General features: G+C 71.7%; 17 protein-coding genes. All 17 read left to right on the top strand.

Annotated elements, in window-relative coordinates; genetic code table 11:
- The first annotated feature begins 94 nt into the window (after nt 1-94).
- The 17 genes from fliS to HZZ10_RS20080 all read left to right on the top strand — a co-directional run bounded on the left by fliS (nt 95) and on the right by HZZ10_RS20080 (nt 13,535).
- Nucleotides 95-556, top strand: coding sequence for a flagellar export chaperone FliS (fliS, locus tag HZZ10_RS14095; protein WP_056128247.1), 462 nt, complete (start codon nt 95-97; stop codon nt 554-556).
- Nucleotides 546-962 carry a hypothetical protein gene (locus HZZ10_RS14090; protein WP_056128249.1) on the top strand — a complete coding sequence of 139 codons (417 nt, stop codon included), beginning with the start codon at nt 546-548 and terminating at the stop codon, nt 960-962. Before fliS ends, HZZ10_RS14090 begins: the two co-directional genes overlap by 11 nt.
- A 137-nt stretch (nt 963-1,099) precedes the next feature.
- Nucleotides 1,100-1,441, top strand: coding sequence for a flagellar basal body rod protein FlgB (gene flgB / locus HZZ10_RS14085; RefSeq protein WP_056128252.1), 342 nt, complete (start codon nt 1,100-1,102; stop codon nt 1,439-1,441).
- On the top strand, nt 1,441-1,845 hold the full coding sequence (gene flgC / locus HZZ10_RS14080) for a flagellar basal body rod protein FlgC (RefSeq protein WP_056128256.1): 405 nt from the start codon (nt 1,441-1,443) through the stop codon (nt 1,843-1,845). Before flgB ends, flgC begins: the two co-directional genes overlap by 1 nt.
- Nucleotides 1,845-2,186 carry a flagellar hook-basal body complex protein FliE gene (gene fliE, locus HZZ10_RS14075; RefSeq protein WP_056128260.1) on the top strand — a complete coding sequence of 114 codons (342 nt, stop codon included), beginning with the start codon at nt 1,845-1,847 and terminating at the stop codon, nt 2,184-2,186. Before flgC ends, fliE begins: the two co-directional genes overlap by 1 nt.
- On the top strand, nt 2,186-3,784 hold the full coding sequence (fliF, locus tag HZZ10_RS14070; RefSeq protein WP_179913980.1) for a flagellar basal-body MS-ring/collar protein FliF: 1,599 nt from the start codon (nt 2,186-2,188) through the stop codon (nt 3,782-3,784). Before fliE ends, fliF begins: the two co-directional genes overlap by 1 nt.
- Nucleotides 3,781-4,794 (top strand): flagellar motor switch protein FliG, encoded by a 1,014-nt coding sequence (gene fliG, locus HZZ10_RS14065; protein ID WP_056128266.1) that lies wholly within the window; start codon nt 3,781-3,783, stop codon nt 4,792-4,794. The genes fliF and fliG overlap by 4 nt, the downstream gene beginning before the upstream one ends.
- Nucleotides 4,784-5,443, top strand: a complete 660-nt coding sequence (locus HZZ10_RS14060) for a FliH/SctL family protein (RefSeq protein ID WP_179913979.1) — start codon at nt 4,784-4,786, stop codon at nt 5,441-5,443. Before fliG ends, HZZ10_RS14060 begins: the two co-directional genes overlap by 11 nt.
- Nucleotides 5,440-6,834, top strand: coding sequence for a FliI/YscN family ATPase (locus tag HZZ10_RS14055; RefSeq protein WP_082543738.1), 1,395 nt, complete (start codon nt 5,440-5,442; stop codon nt 6,832-6,834). The genes HZZ10_RS14060 and HZZ10_RS14055 overlap by 4 nt, the downstream gene beginning before the upstream one ends.
- A complete protein-coding gene (locus HZZ10_RS14050; protein ID WP_179913978.1) occupies nt 6,831-7,301 on the top strand; it encodes a flagellar export protein FliJ in 471 nt (156 codons plus the stop codon). Before HZZ10_RS14055 ends, HZZ10_RS14050 begins: the two co-directional genes overlap by 4 nt.
- Entirely contained in the window at nt 7,298-8,068 is a 771-nt protein-coding gene (locus HZZ10_RS14045) for a C40 family peptidase (RefSeq protein WP_056128274.1), read from the top strand. Before HZZ10_RS14050 ends, HZZ10_RS14045 begins: the two co-directional genes overlap by 4 nt.
- Nucleotides 8,065-9,606, top strand: coding sequence for a flagellar hook-length control protein FliK (locus tag HZZ10_RS14040; protein WP_179913977.1), 1,542 nt, complete (start codon nt 8,065-8,067; stop codon nt 9,604-9,606). Before HZZ10_RS14045 ends, HZZ10_RS14040 begins: the two co-directional genes overlap by 4 nt.
- 11 nt (nt 9,607-9,617) lie before the next feature.
- The gene (locus tag HZZ10_RS14035) at nt 9,618-10,160 is read left to right on the top strand and encodes a flagellar hook assembly protein FlgD (protein ID WP_082543739.1); all 543 of its coding nucleotides are present in this window, start codon (nt 9,618-9,620) and stop codon (nt 10,158-10,160) included.
- A gap of 26 nt (nt 10,161-10,186) precedes the next feature.
- The gene (locus HZZ10_RS14030; RefSeq protein ID WP_056128280.1) at nt 10,187-11,374 is read left to right on the top strand and encodes a flagellar hook protein FlgE; all 1,188 of its coding nucleotides are present in this window, start codon (nt 10,187-10,189) and stop codon (nt 11,372-11,374) included.
- A gap of 225 nt (nt 11,375-11,599) precedes the next feature.
- Entirely contained in the window at nt 11,600-11,875 is a 276-nt protein-coding gene (locus HZZ10_RS14025; protein WP_056128283.1) for a flagellar FlbD family protein, read from the top strand.
- Entirely contained in the window at nt 11,875-12,651 is a 777-nt protein-coding gene (locus tag HZZ10_RS14020) for a motility protein A (RefSeq protein ID WP_056128287.1), read from the top strand. Before HZZ10_RS14025 ends, HZZ10_RS14020 begins: the two co-directional genes overlap by 1 nt.
- The gene (locus HZZ10_RS20080; protein WP_056128289.1) at nt 12,648-13,535 is read left to right on the top strand and encodes a flagellar motor protein MotB; all 888 of its coding nucleotides are present in this window, start codon (nt 12,648-12,650) and stop codon (nt 13,533-13,535) included. Before HZZ10_RS14020 ends, HZZ10_RS20080 begins: the two co-directional genes overlap by 4 nt.

The following is a 13,535-nucleotide window of genomic DNA, read 5'->3' as shown; positions in this document are numbered from 1 at the left end:
GTCGGTCCGGCCCCGGGCTGGTCTCCCGACGAGGAGTCGATCTTCGGTCTCCCGCTTCTCTCACACCGCCCGGTCTGCTGCCGATGAGGACCACATGAGCAACATGATGAGCTCCGAAGCACAGCGCGCACGGTTCCTCAGCGATGCCGTCCTCAGCGCCACCCCTGCTCGCCTCCTGACCATGCTGTACGACCGCATGGTCCTCGACCTCGACAGGGCCGAGAAGGCGCAGCGAGCGGGCGACGCCGCCGAGGCGAACGTCCAGCTCCTGCACGCGCAGGACATCCTGGCCGAGCTGATGGTCACCCTCGACGTCGAGGCGTGGTCCGGCGGCCCGGCGCTGCAGTCCCTGTACACCCACCTCATGGGTGAGCTCGTGCAGGCCAACATCACCCACGACGCCGACCGCACGCAGCAGTGCCGGGCCGTCGTCGAGCCGCTCCGGGCCGCCTGGCACGAGGCCGCCGCCGAGCTCGGCGGCGCGACGCGCCGGACCGGCGAGCTGGCCACGGTCGGTGCACCGCAGCAGACCGGGGGAGTGCTCGGTGTCGGCTGAGGCTCTCACGGCCGACCGGACCGAGCAGGCTCTCGTGCCTGTGCTGGTGTCCGCACCAGAGACTGTCTCCACGCCGCCGGAGGCTCCGGCCCCCGTGCGGTCCGCGTGGGAGGCCGCGCTCGACGAGCTCGACAGGTCGATGGACCAGGCAGAGGCTCTTGTCGCCCCGGGGTTCTTGATCGACGACTCGGACGTGCTGCCCGACCTCTCCTGGACGCCGCCAGCCGGGCTCGGACCGATCCCGGCCGGTCTCGCGGACCGCGCCGTGACGATCCTCGACCGTCAGCTGGAGCTCACGCAGCGGCTCGAAGAGGCCGCCAGCACCGCTCGGGCGCACCTGCGCGCGGTCAGCTCCATGCGCACGAACGACACGACGACGGCGGTGTACCTCGACGCCGTCGGGTGAAAGAACAGGTCCTCTCACCCGGGGGTGAGAAAACCCTCATGGGTTGCGAGGACCTGACGATAGTGCTTTACGAGCCAGGAAGGCTCGCGCAGGAGGCCATGGATCGGCCGATCAGTCACCATCACGTGGGGATAGTCGTGTTCGATTCAGTGACCTTCGTCGCGCTCAACAGCGCTCTGGACGGCCTTGCCCTGCGCCAGCGGGTGATCGCGAACAACGTCGCGAACATCAACACCCCGAACTACCTCGCGGGCCGTGTCTCCTTCGAGAGCGAGCTCGCCTCCGCGGTACGCCGCGGCACCGGTGCGGCCAAGCCCACCGAGGCCCGCTCCCTCGAGCCCACGCGTCTCGACGGCAACAACGTCAACCTCGACGCGGAGACGTTGCTCAACGTCGACACCAACCTGCGCTACCAGCTGGCCACCCAAGCGGTGGACGGCACCTTCTCGTCCCTCCGAACAGCCATGAGGACCAGCTGATGACAACCTTCGGAGCGATCGGCATCGCCAGCACAGGCATGACCGTCAACCGCAAGTGGCTCGACGCGGTGAGCGACAACCTCGCCAACATCAACACCGTCCGCCCCTCCGACGAGGCGGCCTTCCAGGCCCGCTACGTCGTGGCGAGCGCGGTCGGCTACCCCGAGAACGGCCAGGGCGTCCAGGTCGCCGGCATCGAGCTCGGCAGCGCCGAGGGCCGGATGGTCTACGAGCCCGACCACCCGCTCGCCGACGGCGAGGGCTACGTCAAGTACCCCGAGGTCGACATGGCCGGGCAGATGTCCCAGATGATCATGGCCCAGCGCGGCTACCAGGCGAACGCGTCGGTCGTCGACCGCGCGAAGGCCACCTACGAAGCAGCACTGCAGATCGGACGAGGCTGATGAGCATCCCTGCGATCGAGGGAATCTCCCTCTCCGGCGCCGGCGGCGTCTCGCCGACCGGCTACCTGTCGGGCCCCGACGTCATCGGGGTGCCCAGCACCTCGGGCACCGCCGAGACCTCGAACGCCTTCGGGAACGTCCTCACGGGCGCGGTCTCGAACCTGCAGTCGCTCCAGGACACCTCGAACGCCCTCGCGGTCAAGGCCGTCACCGGTGACCTCGACGACATCCACGACTACACGATCGCCTCGACCGAGGCGAAGGTGACCCTCGAGCTCACCGCCGCCGTCCGCAACAAGGCCGTCGAGGCCTTCTCCGAGATCATGAGGATGCAGGCCTGATGCCGCAGCAGATCACCTCCGCGCTGGGCCGGGTCACCTCGTCCATCCGTGAGTTCACGGTCGCCCAGCGCACCCTCGCGCTCATCGGCCTCGCGGTCGCCGTCGTCGGCGTCGTCGCCCTGAGCATGTGGTTCAACCGTCCCCAGTTCTCCCCGCTCTACACCGACCTCGCACCGGCCGACGCCAGCGCGATCGTCGACCAGCTCACCACCCAGGGCGTCAAGTACCAGCTGACCAACGGCGGCTCGACCGTCCTGGTCCCGACCGAGTCGGTCTACGACATGCGCCTCAAGGTCGCGGCGAGCGGGATGTCCCCCTCGGCCGACGGCGGCTACTCGCTGCTCGACGACATGGGCATGACCTCCTCGGAGTTCCAGCAGGACGTCACGTACAAGCGCGCCCTCGAGGGCGAGATGGGCAAGACGGTCTCCTCCATGGAGGGCGTCGAGCTCGCGACGGTCAAGCTCGCGATGCCGGCCGAGTCGGTCTTCGTCGACGAGGCGACCGACCCGACGGCGTCGGTCTTCGTCAAGACCCGCTCCGGCGTCACGCTGACCGACGACCAGGTGCAGTCGATCGTCAACCTCGTCTCGGCGAGCGTCGAGGGCATGAAGGCGACCGACGTCGCCGTCATCGACGCCTCGGGCACCGTGCTCTCCGCCGTCGGGACCGGCCTCGCCGCCGGCGGCGCCAACAAGCAGACCGTCGAGTACGAGCAGCGGGTCGCTGACTCGATCCAGTCGATGCTCGAGCCGATCGTCGGGCAGGGCAAGGCCGTCGTCACCGTCACGGCCGACCTCGACTACGACGCGACCGAGCGGACCCAGGAGTCCTTCTCGAGCGCCGAGGGCGTCCTCCCGCTCACCGAGCGCAGCACGACGGAGAACTACACAGGCACCGGCAACCCCGCGACGGGCGTGCTCGGACCTGACAACATCCAGGTCCCCGTCGGCGAGGGCGCCGGTGACGGCAGCTACACCAACGAGACCAACGAGGCCAACAACGCCGTCGACAAGCTCACCGAGCACACCGTCACGGCGCCCGGCACGGTCCGTCGTCAGTCGGTCTCCGTGGCCGTCGACGCGGCCGCTGCCGCTGCGGTCGACATGGCCCAGCTGCAGGCGATGGTCTCTTCCGCCTCCGGCTTCGACGAGGCACGCGGCGACGTCGTGACCGTCTCGCAGATGCCCTTCGACACCTCGAGCGCCGAGTCGGCCCAGGCCGCCCTCGACGCCGCCGCGGCCGCCGACGAGGCCGCCGCACGAAGCCAGATGATGCGCACCCTCATCATCGCCGGCGCCGCGCTGCTCGCGGTGATCCTGCTCGCGATCTTCCTGGCCCGCCGCAACCGCAACCGTGCCGACCCGCGCGAGTCCCTCGACCTCGGTGACCTGCCGATCATGGACGAGCCGCTGGCGCTCGAGCCCGCCGACCTCGACACCCAGCTCCTCGAGCTGCCCGAGGTCCCCGAGCTCCCCTCGGCCGAGCAGATCAGCATCGAGCGCAAGCGCAACGACGTGGCCCTCCTCGTCGACGAGCAGCCTGAGCAGGTTGCCGAGCTGCTCCGCGGCTGGATGGACCAGAGGTCCTCCGTATGAGCACCGCGACCCTGACCGGGACCCAGAAGGCCGCCCTCGTCCTCATGCAGATCGGCCGCGACCGTGCGGCCAAGGTGATGGCCCAGCTCGACGAGCAGTCGATCGAAGAGCTCACCGCCGAGATCCTGCGCATGGAGCGGGTCGACCGCGACATGGCCGACGAGGTCATCGCCGAGTTCCACGCGGTGACCCTCGGTGGCGGCTCGAGCATCAGCAACGGCGGCCTCGGATTCGCCCAGCAGCTCCTCGAGGCCTCGATGGGCGGCGTCAAGGCGCAAGAGCTCCTCGACCGTCTCGCCACGAGCATGGCCGGCCAGCCCTTCGAGTTCCTCCAGCAGGCCGACGCCCGCCAGGTCCTCGCGCTCCTCAACGGCGAGCACCCGCAGACGATGGCCCTCGTGCTCGCGCACCTGCGTCCCGAGCACGCATCGGCGATCCTCGCCGGGCTGCCCAACGAGACCCAGGGCGAGGTCGCGCACCGCATCGCGCTCATGGAGCGTGCCGCGCCCGACGTCGTCATGGTCGTCGCCGACTCCCTGCACAAGAAGGCCTCGGCCGTCCTCACCCCGCGGGAGACCTCGGCCGTGGGTGGTGTCGGTCCTCTCGTGGAGATCATCAACCGCGCCGACCCGGGCACCGAGAAGCTCATCCTCGAAGGACTCGAGACCCGCGACGTCGAGCTCGCCGAAGAGGTGCGCTCGCGCATGTTCGTCTTCGCCGACATCGTGCTGCTCGAAGACCGCGCGCTCCAGCTCGTGCTGCGCGGCGTGGAGTCTGCGAACCTGGCCCTCGCCCTCAAGGGTGCTGGCCCGGGGGAGCGCGACGCCGTGCTCCGCAACCTGTCCGAGCGTGCGAGCGAGAACCTGCTCGAGGAGATCGAGCTGCTCGGTGCCGTCCGCATGTCGCAGGTCGAGGAGGCACGGGCGGAGATCGTCCAGGTCATCCGACGCCTCGAGGAGAGCGGCCAGATCGTCATCCGCCGCGAGGGCGAGGACGAGTATGTGTCCTGACGCCCCCACCTTCGGCTCCGCCAGGCTCACAGTCGTCGAGGACCACCGTGTCCGCGACACCCAGGAGCGGGCCCGCGTGGCCGGCTACGCTGCCGGCTTCGCGGCCGGCAGCCGGGCCGCAGCCGCGGCGACCGAGACGCTGCACCAGCGCCTGGTCGCCGAGGCGCGCGCGGCCGAGGCCGCCCGCACCGCCGAGCACGCCGCAGCCGTCGCCGTGCTCAACCGTGCCGCGCACGGTGCTGCGGCGCGGGTGATCCCGGTCCTCGACGACGCCCGCGGTCTCCTCTACACGGGTGCCGTCGAGCTGGCCCGCGCTGTCCTGGCGACCGAGCTCGCCGACACCGAGCGGTCGGCCCGTGCGGCGCTCGCCCGCGCCCTCGACGTCCCGCACGACGTCCAGGTGCAGACGGTCCGTCTGCACCCCGCCGACCTCGCTGCGGTCCGCGCCGCCGAGAGCGCCCGCGGCACGCAGGACCTGCCGTCCCTCGACGGTGTGGTCCTCGTGGCCGACCCCTCGCTGTCCCGCGGCGACGCCGTGAGCACCTTCGAGGGCGGGTTCTTCGACGCCCGCATCGAGGTGGCCTTCACCCGCGCCGTCGAGGCGCTGCGCACGAGCGTCGAGCTCGTCCCCTCGGACGAGCCCCGATGACCGCCGACCTGGCGACCGCCGAGCGGTCCGCGACGACGGCCCCGCACCCGACCCCGTCGGCCGCGGCCGCCTGGTCCGGCGTGCTGGGCGCGGCGCGGCCCGAGCGGGTCGGCCAGGTCAGCGCGGCCGTCGGTCTGTCCCTGGACGTGGTCGGTCTCGACTGCGCCCTCGGTGACGTCCTCACCCTCGGCGAGAAGGGCCGCGGCTCCTCGCCCGAGTCTGCGTCGATGCTCGCCGAGGTCGTGGCCGTCACCGGGTCCACGGCCCGCTGCATGCCCCTCGGCGCGATGCGCGGCATCCGCCCCGGGCTCCAGGCCCGCACGACAGGCGGCGCGCTCCAGGTCCCCGTCGGCGCCGGTCTGCTGGGCCGCGTCGTGGACGGTCTCGGTCGTCCGCTCGACGGCAAGGGCCCGCTCGTCGGGACGTCCTCCGTGCCGCTCGACGGCAAGGCGCCGCACCCCCTCGAGCGTCAGCGCGTCGCGCAGCCGCTCACCCTCGGCGTGCGCACCCTGGACACCCTCACCACCGTGGGCCGCGGCCAGCGCATGGGCCTGTTCGCAGGCTCGGGTGTCGGCAAGTCGACGCTCCTCTCGATGGTGGCCCGCGGCACCGACGCGGCGATCAGCGTGATCGCCCTCGTCGGCGAGCGTGGCCGTGAGGTCCGCGAGTTCCTCGAGGACGACCTCGGGCCCGAGGGCCTGGCCCGGTCTGTCGTCGTGGTCGCCACCTCCGACGAGCCCGCGCTCGTCCGCCTGCGTGCAGCCTTCGTCGCGACCCGGATCGCCGAGTCCTTCCGCGAGGCCGGCCAGGACGTCGTGCTCATGATGGACTCGCTCACCCGTGTGGCGATGGCCCAGCGCGAGATCGGTCTGTCGGTCGGCGAGCCCCCCGCGACCCGCGGCTACCCGCCCTCCACATTCTCGGTCCTCGCCGAGCTCCTCGAGCGTGCCGGCACCTCCGCGCGCGGCTCTGTCACGGGCATCTACACGGTCCTGGTCGACGGCGACGACCACAACGAGCCGATCGCCGACGCGGCCCGCTCGATCCTCGACGGCCACGTCGTGCTCGACAGGCGCCTCGCCGTCGCCGGGCACTTCCCGAGCATCGACGCCCTCGGCTCGATCTCGCGCGTGGCGACCCGTGTCACCAGCCCGCAGCAGCGCGCCGACGCGACGGCCCTGCGCAAGGTGATGTCGGCCCGGCGTGCGGTCCAGGACCTCGTCGACGTCGGCGCCTACGTGCAGGGCAGCAACCCTCTCGTCGACGCCGCCCTCGCCCACCAGGGCCAGATCGACGCATTCCTGCAGCAGGGCGTGGACGAGCCCGCGCCGTCCGAGCAGTCCTGGGCTGCGCTCCGCGGCCTCGTGCAGGGCATGGGGGTGGCCGCATGAGCCGCGCCTTCCGCCTCGCCGGTCTGCTGCGCTTCCGCAAGCTGCAGGAAGACCAGGCCGCCGCGGACCTCGCCGTCGCGCACGCCGCGCGCCGCGCCGCCGCGCAGCGTCAGAGCCGGGCCGACGGGGCCCTCGCCGACCACGGCTTCGACCCCGTCGAAGAGGCCGGTGCCTGGTTGTCCTCGGTCGCCACCCGCGCCGCGCTGCGCAGCCTCGCCTCCGAGGCCGGTGCCGCGACCGAGCTCGCCGGCATCGAGGTGACCCGCCGCGAGGACGCCTGGACCCAGACTCGCCGCCAGCTCGTGCCGCTCGAGAAGCTCTCCGAGAAGCACGCCGAGCGCGAGGCTGTCGAAGACCTCCGCCAGGAGCAGATCGTGCTCGACGAGATCGGGTCCCGCTCGACCGGCCCGGCCTCACCCGCAGCCCCCGCAGCCCCCACGACCGACGGAACTCGAGGAGAGTCATGAGCGCCGTCGAGGCGATGGGCCGGATCAGCCAGATCCAGTCGAGCATCCGCAGCCTGACCCAGCCGACCGCCCAGCAGGCGATGGGCGTCGCGGTGCTCGGCTCGGGGTCGGCCTCGACCGCGACGTCTGCGGCCGGTGCCTCCCTCGCGACGACGAGCACGACGTCCGCCGTCCAGGCCCTCACCGGTGCCTCGGCGTCGACCGGGACCTCGCAGGACTTCGCGACCCAGCTCGCCGCGCTCTCGGGTGCGGCCGCGGTCGCCCCGGCACCCGCGTCGGCGACCGGACCGACGGGCGCCGACCTCGTCGCCGAGGCCCGCAAGTACGTGGGCGTCCCCTACGTGTGGGGCGGCGCGACCCCGCAGGGGCTCGACTGCTCAGGCCTCGTCAAGCTCTCGCTCTCGGCCCTCGGCGTCGACATGCCGCGCGTCGCCCGCGAGCAGATGACGCAGGGGACCCCCGTGGCCTCCCTCGACCAGGCGGAGCCGGGCGACCTGCTCGTCTTCGACGGCGGCTCGCACATCGGCATCTACCTCGGTGAGGGTCGCATGATCGACGCACCCAAGCCCGGAGACAGGGTGCGCGAGCGCGACGTCTACGAGACGCCGACGGCCATCCGCCGCGTCCTGCCGACAGCCTCCGAGGCCGCCGCCACCGCAGCGGCCGCAGCGCCCGCCCTCTCGACCGCGGCCCAGGTCGAGCAGCTGCTCGCCAGCAGCGCCGCCGACCGCTCGTCCATGACCGCACTCCTGGGAGATGCCGCATGACCACCCCGACCACCCTCTCGACGCTCGGCGTCCGCGGAGCCCAGCCGGCCTCAGCGCCGCGTGGCGCGTCGTCGTCCAGCGGCGACGCCTTCGCGGCTGCGCTCAGCCGCTCGCAGACCGACAGGGCCGCCGACCAGCGGCGCCCGGCCCAGCGCGCCGTCGAGCGCCCCGAGCCCGTGCAGCCCCGCAGGCTCGAGGCCGTGCAGCCGCGCCGCAGCGAGCTCTCGACGGACCGTGGACCCTCGACGCTCCAGCGCGAGCGCCCGGGGCACGACCTCGGCATGCCGAAGCCCCGGACGCCTGGGGCTGGGACGACCCGGTCGACCGAGCCGTCCGAGGGGACGTCCGCGTCCGCCGGCACGACCGGCACCACGGCGCCGACCGACGGCGCGACCTCGACCGGAGCGACGGCCCCGACCGACGCTGCGCCGACGACCGGTGCCACGGGCGAGACCGTCGCCCCGGTGACGGTCCCGGCCGTGCCCGTCGACGCCGCCACGCTCCTCGCCCAGCAGATCGCCGCGGCCGGGGCTGTCGTGGTCGCCGACCCGCAGGCGTCGGCCGCTGCGCCGGCGGCGACGACCGGGGCCGAGACCGACGCGACGGCCCAGGTCCCGGCACCGGCTGTCCAGGCTGCACCGGCACCCGGTGCGGCTGCTGCTGCCGCTGCCTCCGCCACCGCCACCGATCAGCAGGCGCCCACCGCGCCGGCCGCCGACCAGCAGGTCGCGTCGTCCGCCCCGGTCGCGGCCCAGGCTGGAGCCGCGGCGGGAGGGGTCGCCGCAGACACCACGACGACGGCTCGTCCCGGGACTCCGGCTGCCGCTGGGGCAGACACGGCCGCAGCACGCGGTGCTGTGCCGGTGCCCGCGACCGACGCGTCGTCCGCCCAGGGCGCTGACTTGTCGCAGGGCGGCTCCGGCTCGGCCTCGGCCGAGACCGCAGCCGGTGGCGCCGCCGCCGCGGCCCCGGCGCCCGCGAGCACGACCTCCTCGACGAGCACGTTCTCCCAGACTCTCGCCGGGCTCACGCCGACCGCTCCGGGGGAGCGGGTCGCCGCAGCACCCCAGGTCCCGGTGGCCGCCCAGGCACCGTCCCTCGCCGAACAGGTCCGCGGACCTCTCGTCGCGCTGCGCCACGCGGCCCCCGGCGAGCACACCCTCACCCTGCAGGTGACGCCCGACAGCCTCGGGCCCGTCCAGGTGAAGGCGCACATCGGCGCGGCGGGCGTGCGCATCGAGCTCCTCGGTGCGACCGACGCGGGCCGTGAGGGCCTGCGCGCGCTGCTCACCGACCTGCGCCGCGACCTCGCGGGCACAGGCATGAACGCCTCGCTCACCCTCGCCGGTGACTCCGACAGGTCGCAGGGCGGCCTCGCCGGCGACTGGGGCGCAGGCCAGCAGGGCACCCGCGGCGGGAACGGCAGCGCCGGCAGCCGCGCCGAGCGCACAGCCACCCTCGCGGCGGCCACGCTCCCCGAGACCACCCGACCCACGACCCCGACCACTGGCGCCCTCGGCGTCGACGTCCTGACCTGAGGAGAACGCCGATGCCCATCGACACCACCATGACCACCCCGGTCGACACCACGTCCGTCAAGAACGCGCAGGGTCTGCACGCCGGGGCCAACGGCGCGAGCACGTCGAAGAAGTCCCTCGACAACGAGACCTTCATGACGCTGCTCGTCGCCCAGCTGAAGTACCAGGACCCGAGCTCGCCCATGGACACCACCGAGATGATGGCGCAGACCACCCAGCTGGCCAGCATGGAGAAGCTCACCACCATGACGGACACCATCGCGGAGAGCTTTGCCCTCCAGATGCGTGACAACGCCGCGAACCTGCTCGGCAAGCAGGTGAGCTACACGCAGGCCGACGGGACCGTGAAGACGGGCGTCGCCGAGTCTGTCTCCTACAAGTACTCGGTCCCGATGGTCGTCGTCGGCGGGGTCGAGGTCACCCTCGACGCCGTGCAGACGGTCACAGCCGCCGGCGCACCTGTCGTGCCGCCCGCACCCACGACGCCGGCCGACCCCGACGACGACACCACCGCACCGGGGACGCCGACCGCCCCCGCCACAGCCTCCGCCTAGTCCGTACATCCCGAAGGGAACTTCTCATGCTCCGCTCGCTCTTCTCCGGCATCTCCGGGCTCCGCACCCACCAGACCATGCTCGACGTCACCGGCAACAACATCGCCAACGTCAACACCACGGGCTTCAAGGCCTCGCAGACGCAGTTCAAGGACACCCTGTCCCAGGTGCTCACCAACGCCGGTGGCGCCCAGGGCGGCGTCGGTGGCACCAACCCGGCGCAGGTCGGTCTCGGTGTGCAGCTCGCCGGTGTCACGACGAACTTCCAGCAGGGCGCCGCCCAGGTCACCAACCGCTCGACCGACATGATGATCTCGGGTGACGGGTTCTTCGTGGTGTCCAAGAACGGTGAGAACTTCTACACCCGTTCTGGTGCCTTCGACTTCGACGCCAACGGCAACCTCGTCACCGCCGAGGGTGCGCTCGTCCAGGGCTGGGCGGCTGTCGACGGGGCCGTCGACCCGAACGGGCCGCTCGCGCCGCTGCGCCTGCCCACCTCAGTCCTCAACCCGGCGAGCGCGACCACGCAGGTCGGCTTCGACGGCAACCTGCCCTCCGACGCCGCGCTGGGCACGGTGCTCAACCGTGATGTCGAGGTCTACGACGCCCTCGGCAACGCCCGCACCATCACGCTGTCCTTCACGCAGTCGGCCGGCGCCGCCCCGGCGGACCCCAACCGCTGGATGCTCACCACCTCCGACGGCGGCGCAGCCCAGCCCGTCGCCTTCAACGCCGACGGCACGCTCGCCTCGCCCGGCACCGTGACCGTCGACGGCGTCGCGGTCTCCCTCGCCGACGTCACGGGCTTCGCCAAGCTCACGAGCATCGAGACGGCCTCCAAGGACGGCCAGCGTGCCGGCAGCCTGCAGTCCTTCACGATCAACGCCGACGGCACGATCATCGGTGCGTTCTCCAACGGTCTGAAGTCGCCCGTCGGCCGCATCGCCCTGGGCACCTTCGCCAACCCTGTCGGTCTCGAGAAGGCCGGTGGCTCGCTCTACACGACCACGGTCAACTCGGGCGAGGCCGCGATCGGCACCGCCGGAGCGGGTGGCCGCGGTTCCCTCGTCGGTGGTGCGCTCGAGATGTCGAACGTCGACCTCTCGCAGGAGTTCACCAACCTCATCATCGCCCAGCGTGGTTTCCAGGCGAACTCGCGCGTCATCACCACCTCGGACGAGCTGCTCCAGGAGCTCGTCAACCTCAAGCGCTGACACCGGCGCAGGCGTCCGCGCCCTGCCCTGACCGGCCCGCACGCACGCACGCCCGTCCGACCGCCTACGCGGACGGGCGGGCGCTGCTCCGGGCCCGCACGGACCGCGGCCTGCGGTCGCAGCAGCACCCCCCGCAAAGCCTCATACCCCGTGGTCACCCGCCGAAGAGATCTCTGACGGGTTCATGGACGGACCTCTAGCAGCACCCCACGGACGGATGAACAAGTGATAGTCGTGACGCGCCTCAACGGGCCTCCCTTCGCGGTCAACCCTGACCTCGTGCAGCGCATCGACAGCGCCCCCGACACGATCCTCACCCTCGTCGACGGCACCAAGTTCATCGTCCAGGAGTCCATGGCCGAGGTCATCGAGCTGGTCAACGACCACCGCTCCCACATGATCGCCCGCGCCCAGCAGATCCAGCAGGCAGAGCTCTCAGAGCCGCCGACGACCCGCCCGGACCTGGCGCTGGTGAAGAAGATCTCAGAGGAGGACTCCTGATGGATCCGGCAACCATGCTCGGCATCGGTATCGCGCTCGGCTCGATCCTCGCGATGATCATCCTCGAGGGCGCGAGCCCGATGGCCGTGCTCCTCCCGGCCCCGATGATCCTCGTCTTCGGCGGGTCCTTCGCGGTGGCCCTCGCCGGCGGGACCCTGAAGGACACGATCGGTGGCCTCAAGTCGCTGCCCAAGGCCTTCCTCGGCAAGGCGAAGACCTCGGCCGACTCGATCGACACGATCGTCACGCTGGCCGAGAAGGCTCGCCGCGAGGGTCTGCTGTCCCTCGAGGAGGCGGCCCGCGACATCGACGACGAGTTCCTCAAGAGCGGTCTGCGCTCCGCGATCGACGGCACCGACCCCGAAGACCTCCGGGCCCTCCTCGAAGACCGGATCCACTCCAAGCGGGTCTCGGACAAGACGTCGTACAAGTTCTTCCACGACATGGGCGGCTACGCGCCGACCATCGGCATCGTCGGCACTGTCATCTCGCTCGTGCACGTGCTCGAGAACCTCTCGAACCCTGACGAGCTCGGCCACATGATCGCCGCGGCCTTCGTCGCCACGCTGTGGGGCATCCTCTCGGCCAACGTCCTGTGGCTGCCGATCGGCAACCGCCTGAAGCGCCTCTCCGAGCTCGAGTGCAGCCAGATGGAGATCGTCCTCGAAGGACTCCTCTCCGTCCAGGCCGGTGCCAACCCGCGTCTGGTGGGTGAGCGCCTGCGGAGCCTGCTGCCGCTGAGCGAGCAGCAGCAGGTCGAGAAGGAAGCGGCGTGAGCAGCGGCGGCGGCAAGAAGCGCGGGAAGAAAGAGCTCGAGGAGGAGCACGAGGACGCCGAGCGGTGGCTCGTGAGCTACGCCGACATGATGACCGTCCTCGTGGCGCTGTTCATCGTGCTGTACGCGATCAGCCAGGTCGACGAGGTCAAGTACGACCAGCTGCGCCAGTCGCTCGCCGCAGGCTTCAACGCCCCGCAGGTGTCGATCCTGTCCGACGGTGCCGGTGTCCTCGCCGACAACCCGACCGAGGCGGTCCTGCCGGCCATCGAGAAGATCGTCCCGTCGACCGTGGACGAGTCGACCTCGGGCGACGGCGGAGAGTCCACGGGGGCCGGTGACGCAGCCTCGGACGCCGACATCGCCGCGGCGCGCGTGGAGTACCAGAGCTTCGAAGAGCTCGCGAAGTCCATCGACACGGCCCTCGCCGCCGGTGGCATGGAAGGCGTGGTGCAGTTCCGGATCGACGAGCGCGGCCTGGTCATCGGCATGATCACCGACGAGGTGTTCTTCGCCTCCGAGAGTGCGGTCCTCACACCGACCTCGCAGGCTGTCGTGGACACCATGACGCCGTTCCTGGTGCCGCTGCCCAACGAGATCTCGATCGAGGGCCACGCGGACTCGGTGCCCACAGCCCGCTACGCGTCGAACTGGGAGCTGTCCTCGGACCGCGCCACCCAGGTGCTGCGCCGCATGGTCGAGTCTGACGGGATGCCGGCCCCCCGGATCTCCGCCGTCGGCTACGGCGACTCGCGCCCGCTCCAGCCCAACGAGACCGCGGAGGGCCTGACGGCCAACCGTCGTGTCGACCTCGTCGTCCTCAGCGACGAGCCCGAGCGCATCCGTGCGCTCCTCCCCATCGTCCCGACCCTCCCCGAAGGCTGA

This window comes from Sanguibacter inulinus, assembly GCF_013415325.1.
Taxonomy (GTDB): domain Bacteria; phylum Actinomycetota; class Actinomycetes; order Actinomycetales; family Cellulomonadaceae; genus Sanguibacter; species Sanguibacter inulinus.
The sequence above is the reverse complement of the archived record's forward strand: the minus strand, read 5'-3'. Positions and strand labels throughout refer to the sequence as shown.

Bases quoted from the DNA above. Each gene is read 5' to 3' on its own strand.
- fliE (WP_056128260.1), top strand. From the start codon at position 1,845: ATGAGCATCCCTGCGATCGAGGGAATCTCCCTCTCCGGCGCCGGCGGC.
- HZZ10_RS14050 (WP_179913978.1), top strand. From the start codon at position 6,831: ATGAGCCGCGCCTTCCGCCTCGCCGGTCTGCTGCGCTTCCGCAAGCTG.
- HZZ10_RS14020 (WP_056128287.1), top strand. From the start codon at position 11,875: ATGGATCCGGCAACCATGCTCGGCATCGGTATCGCGCTCGGCTCGATC.
- fliS (WP_056128247.1), top strand. From the start codon at position 95: ATGAGCAACATGATGAGCTCCGAAGCACAGCGCGCACGGTTCCTCAGC.
- HZZ10_RS14040 (WP_179913977.1), top strand. From the start codon at position 8,065: ATGACCACCCCGACCACCCTCTCGACGCTCGGCGTCCGCGGAGCCCAG.
- HZZ10_RS14045 (WP_056128274.1), top strand. From the start codon at position 7,298: ATGAGCGCCGTCGAGGCGATGGGCCGGATCAGCCAGATCCAGTCGAGC.
- HZZ10_RS14055 (WP_082543738.1), top strand. From the start codon at position 5,440: ATGACCGCCGACCTGGCGACCGCCGAGCGGTCCGCGACGACGGCCCCG.
- flgC (WP_056128256.1), top strand. From the start codon at position 1,441: ATGACAACCTTCGGAGCGATCGGCATCGCCAGCACAGGCATGACCGTC.
- fliG (WP_056128266.1), top strand. From the start codon at position 3,781: ATGAGCACCGCGACCCTGACCGGGACCCAGAAGGCCGCCCTCGTCCTC.
- HZZ10_RS14035 (WP_082543739.1), top strand. From the start codon at position 9,618: ATGCCCATCGACACCACCATGACCACCCCGGTCGACACCACGTCCGTC.
- fliF (WP_179913980.1), top strand. From the start codon at position 2,186: ATGCCGCAGCAGATCACCTCCGCGCTGGGCCGGGTCACCTCGTCCATC.
- HZZ10_RS14060 (WP_179913979.1), top strand. From the start codon at position 4,784: ATGTGTCCTGACGCCCCCACCTTCGGCTCCGCCAGGCTCACAGTCGTC.
- HZZ10_RS14030 (WP_056128280.1), top strand. From the start codon at position 10,187: ATGCTCCGCTCGCTCTTCTCCGGCATCTCCGGGCTCCGCACCCACCAG.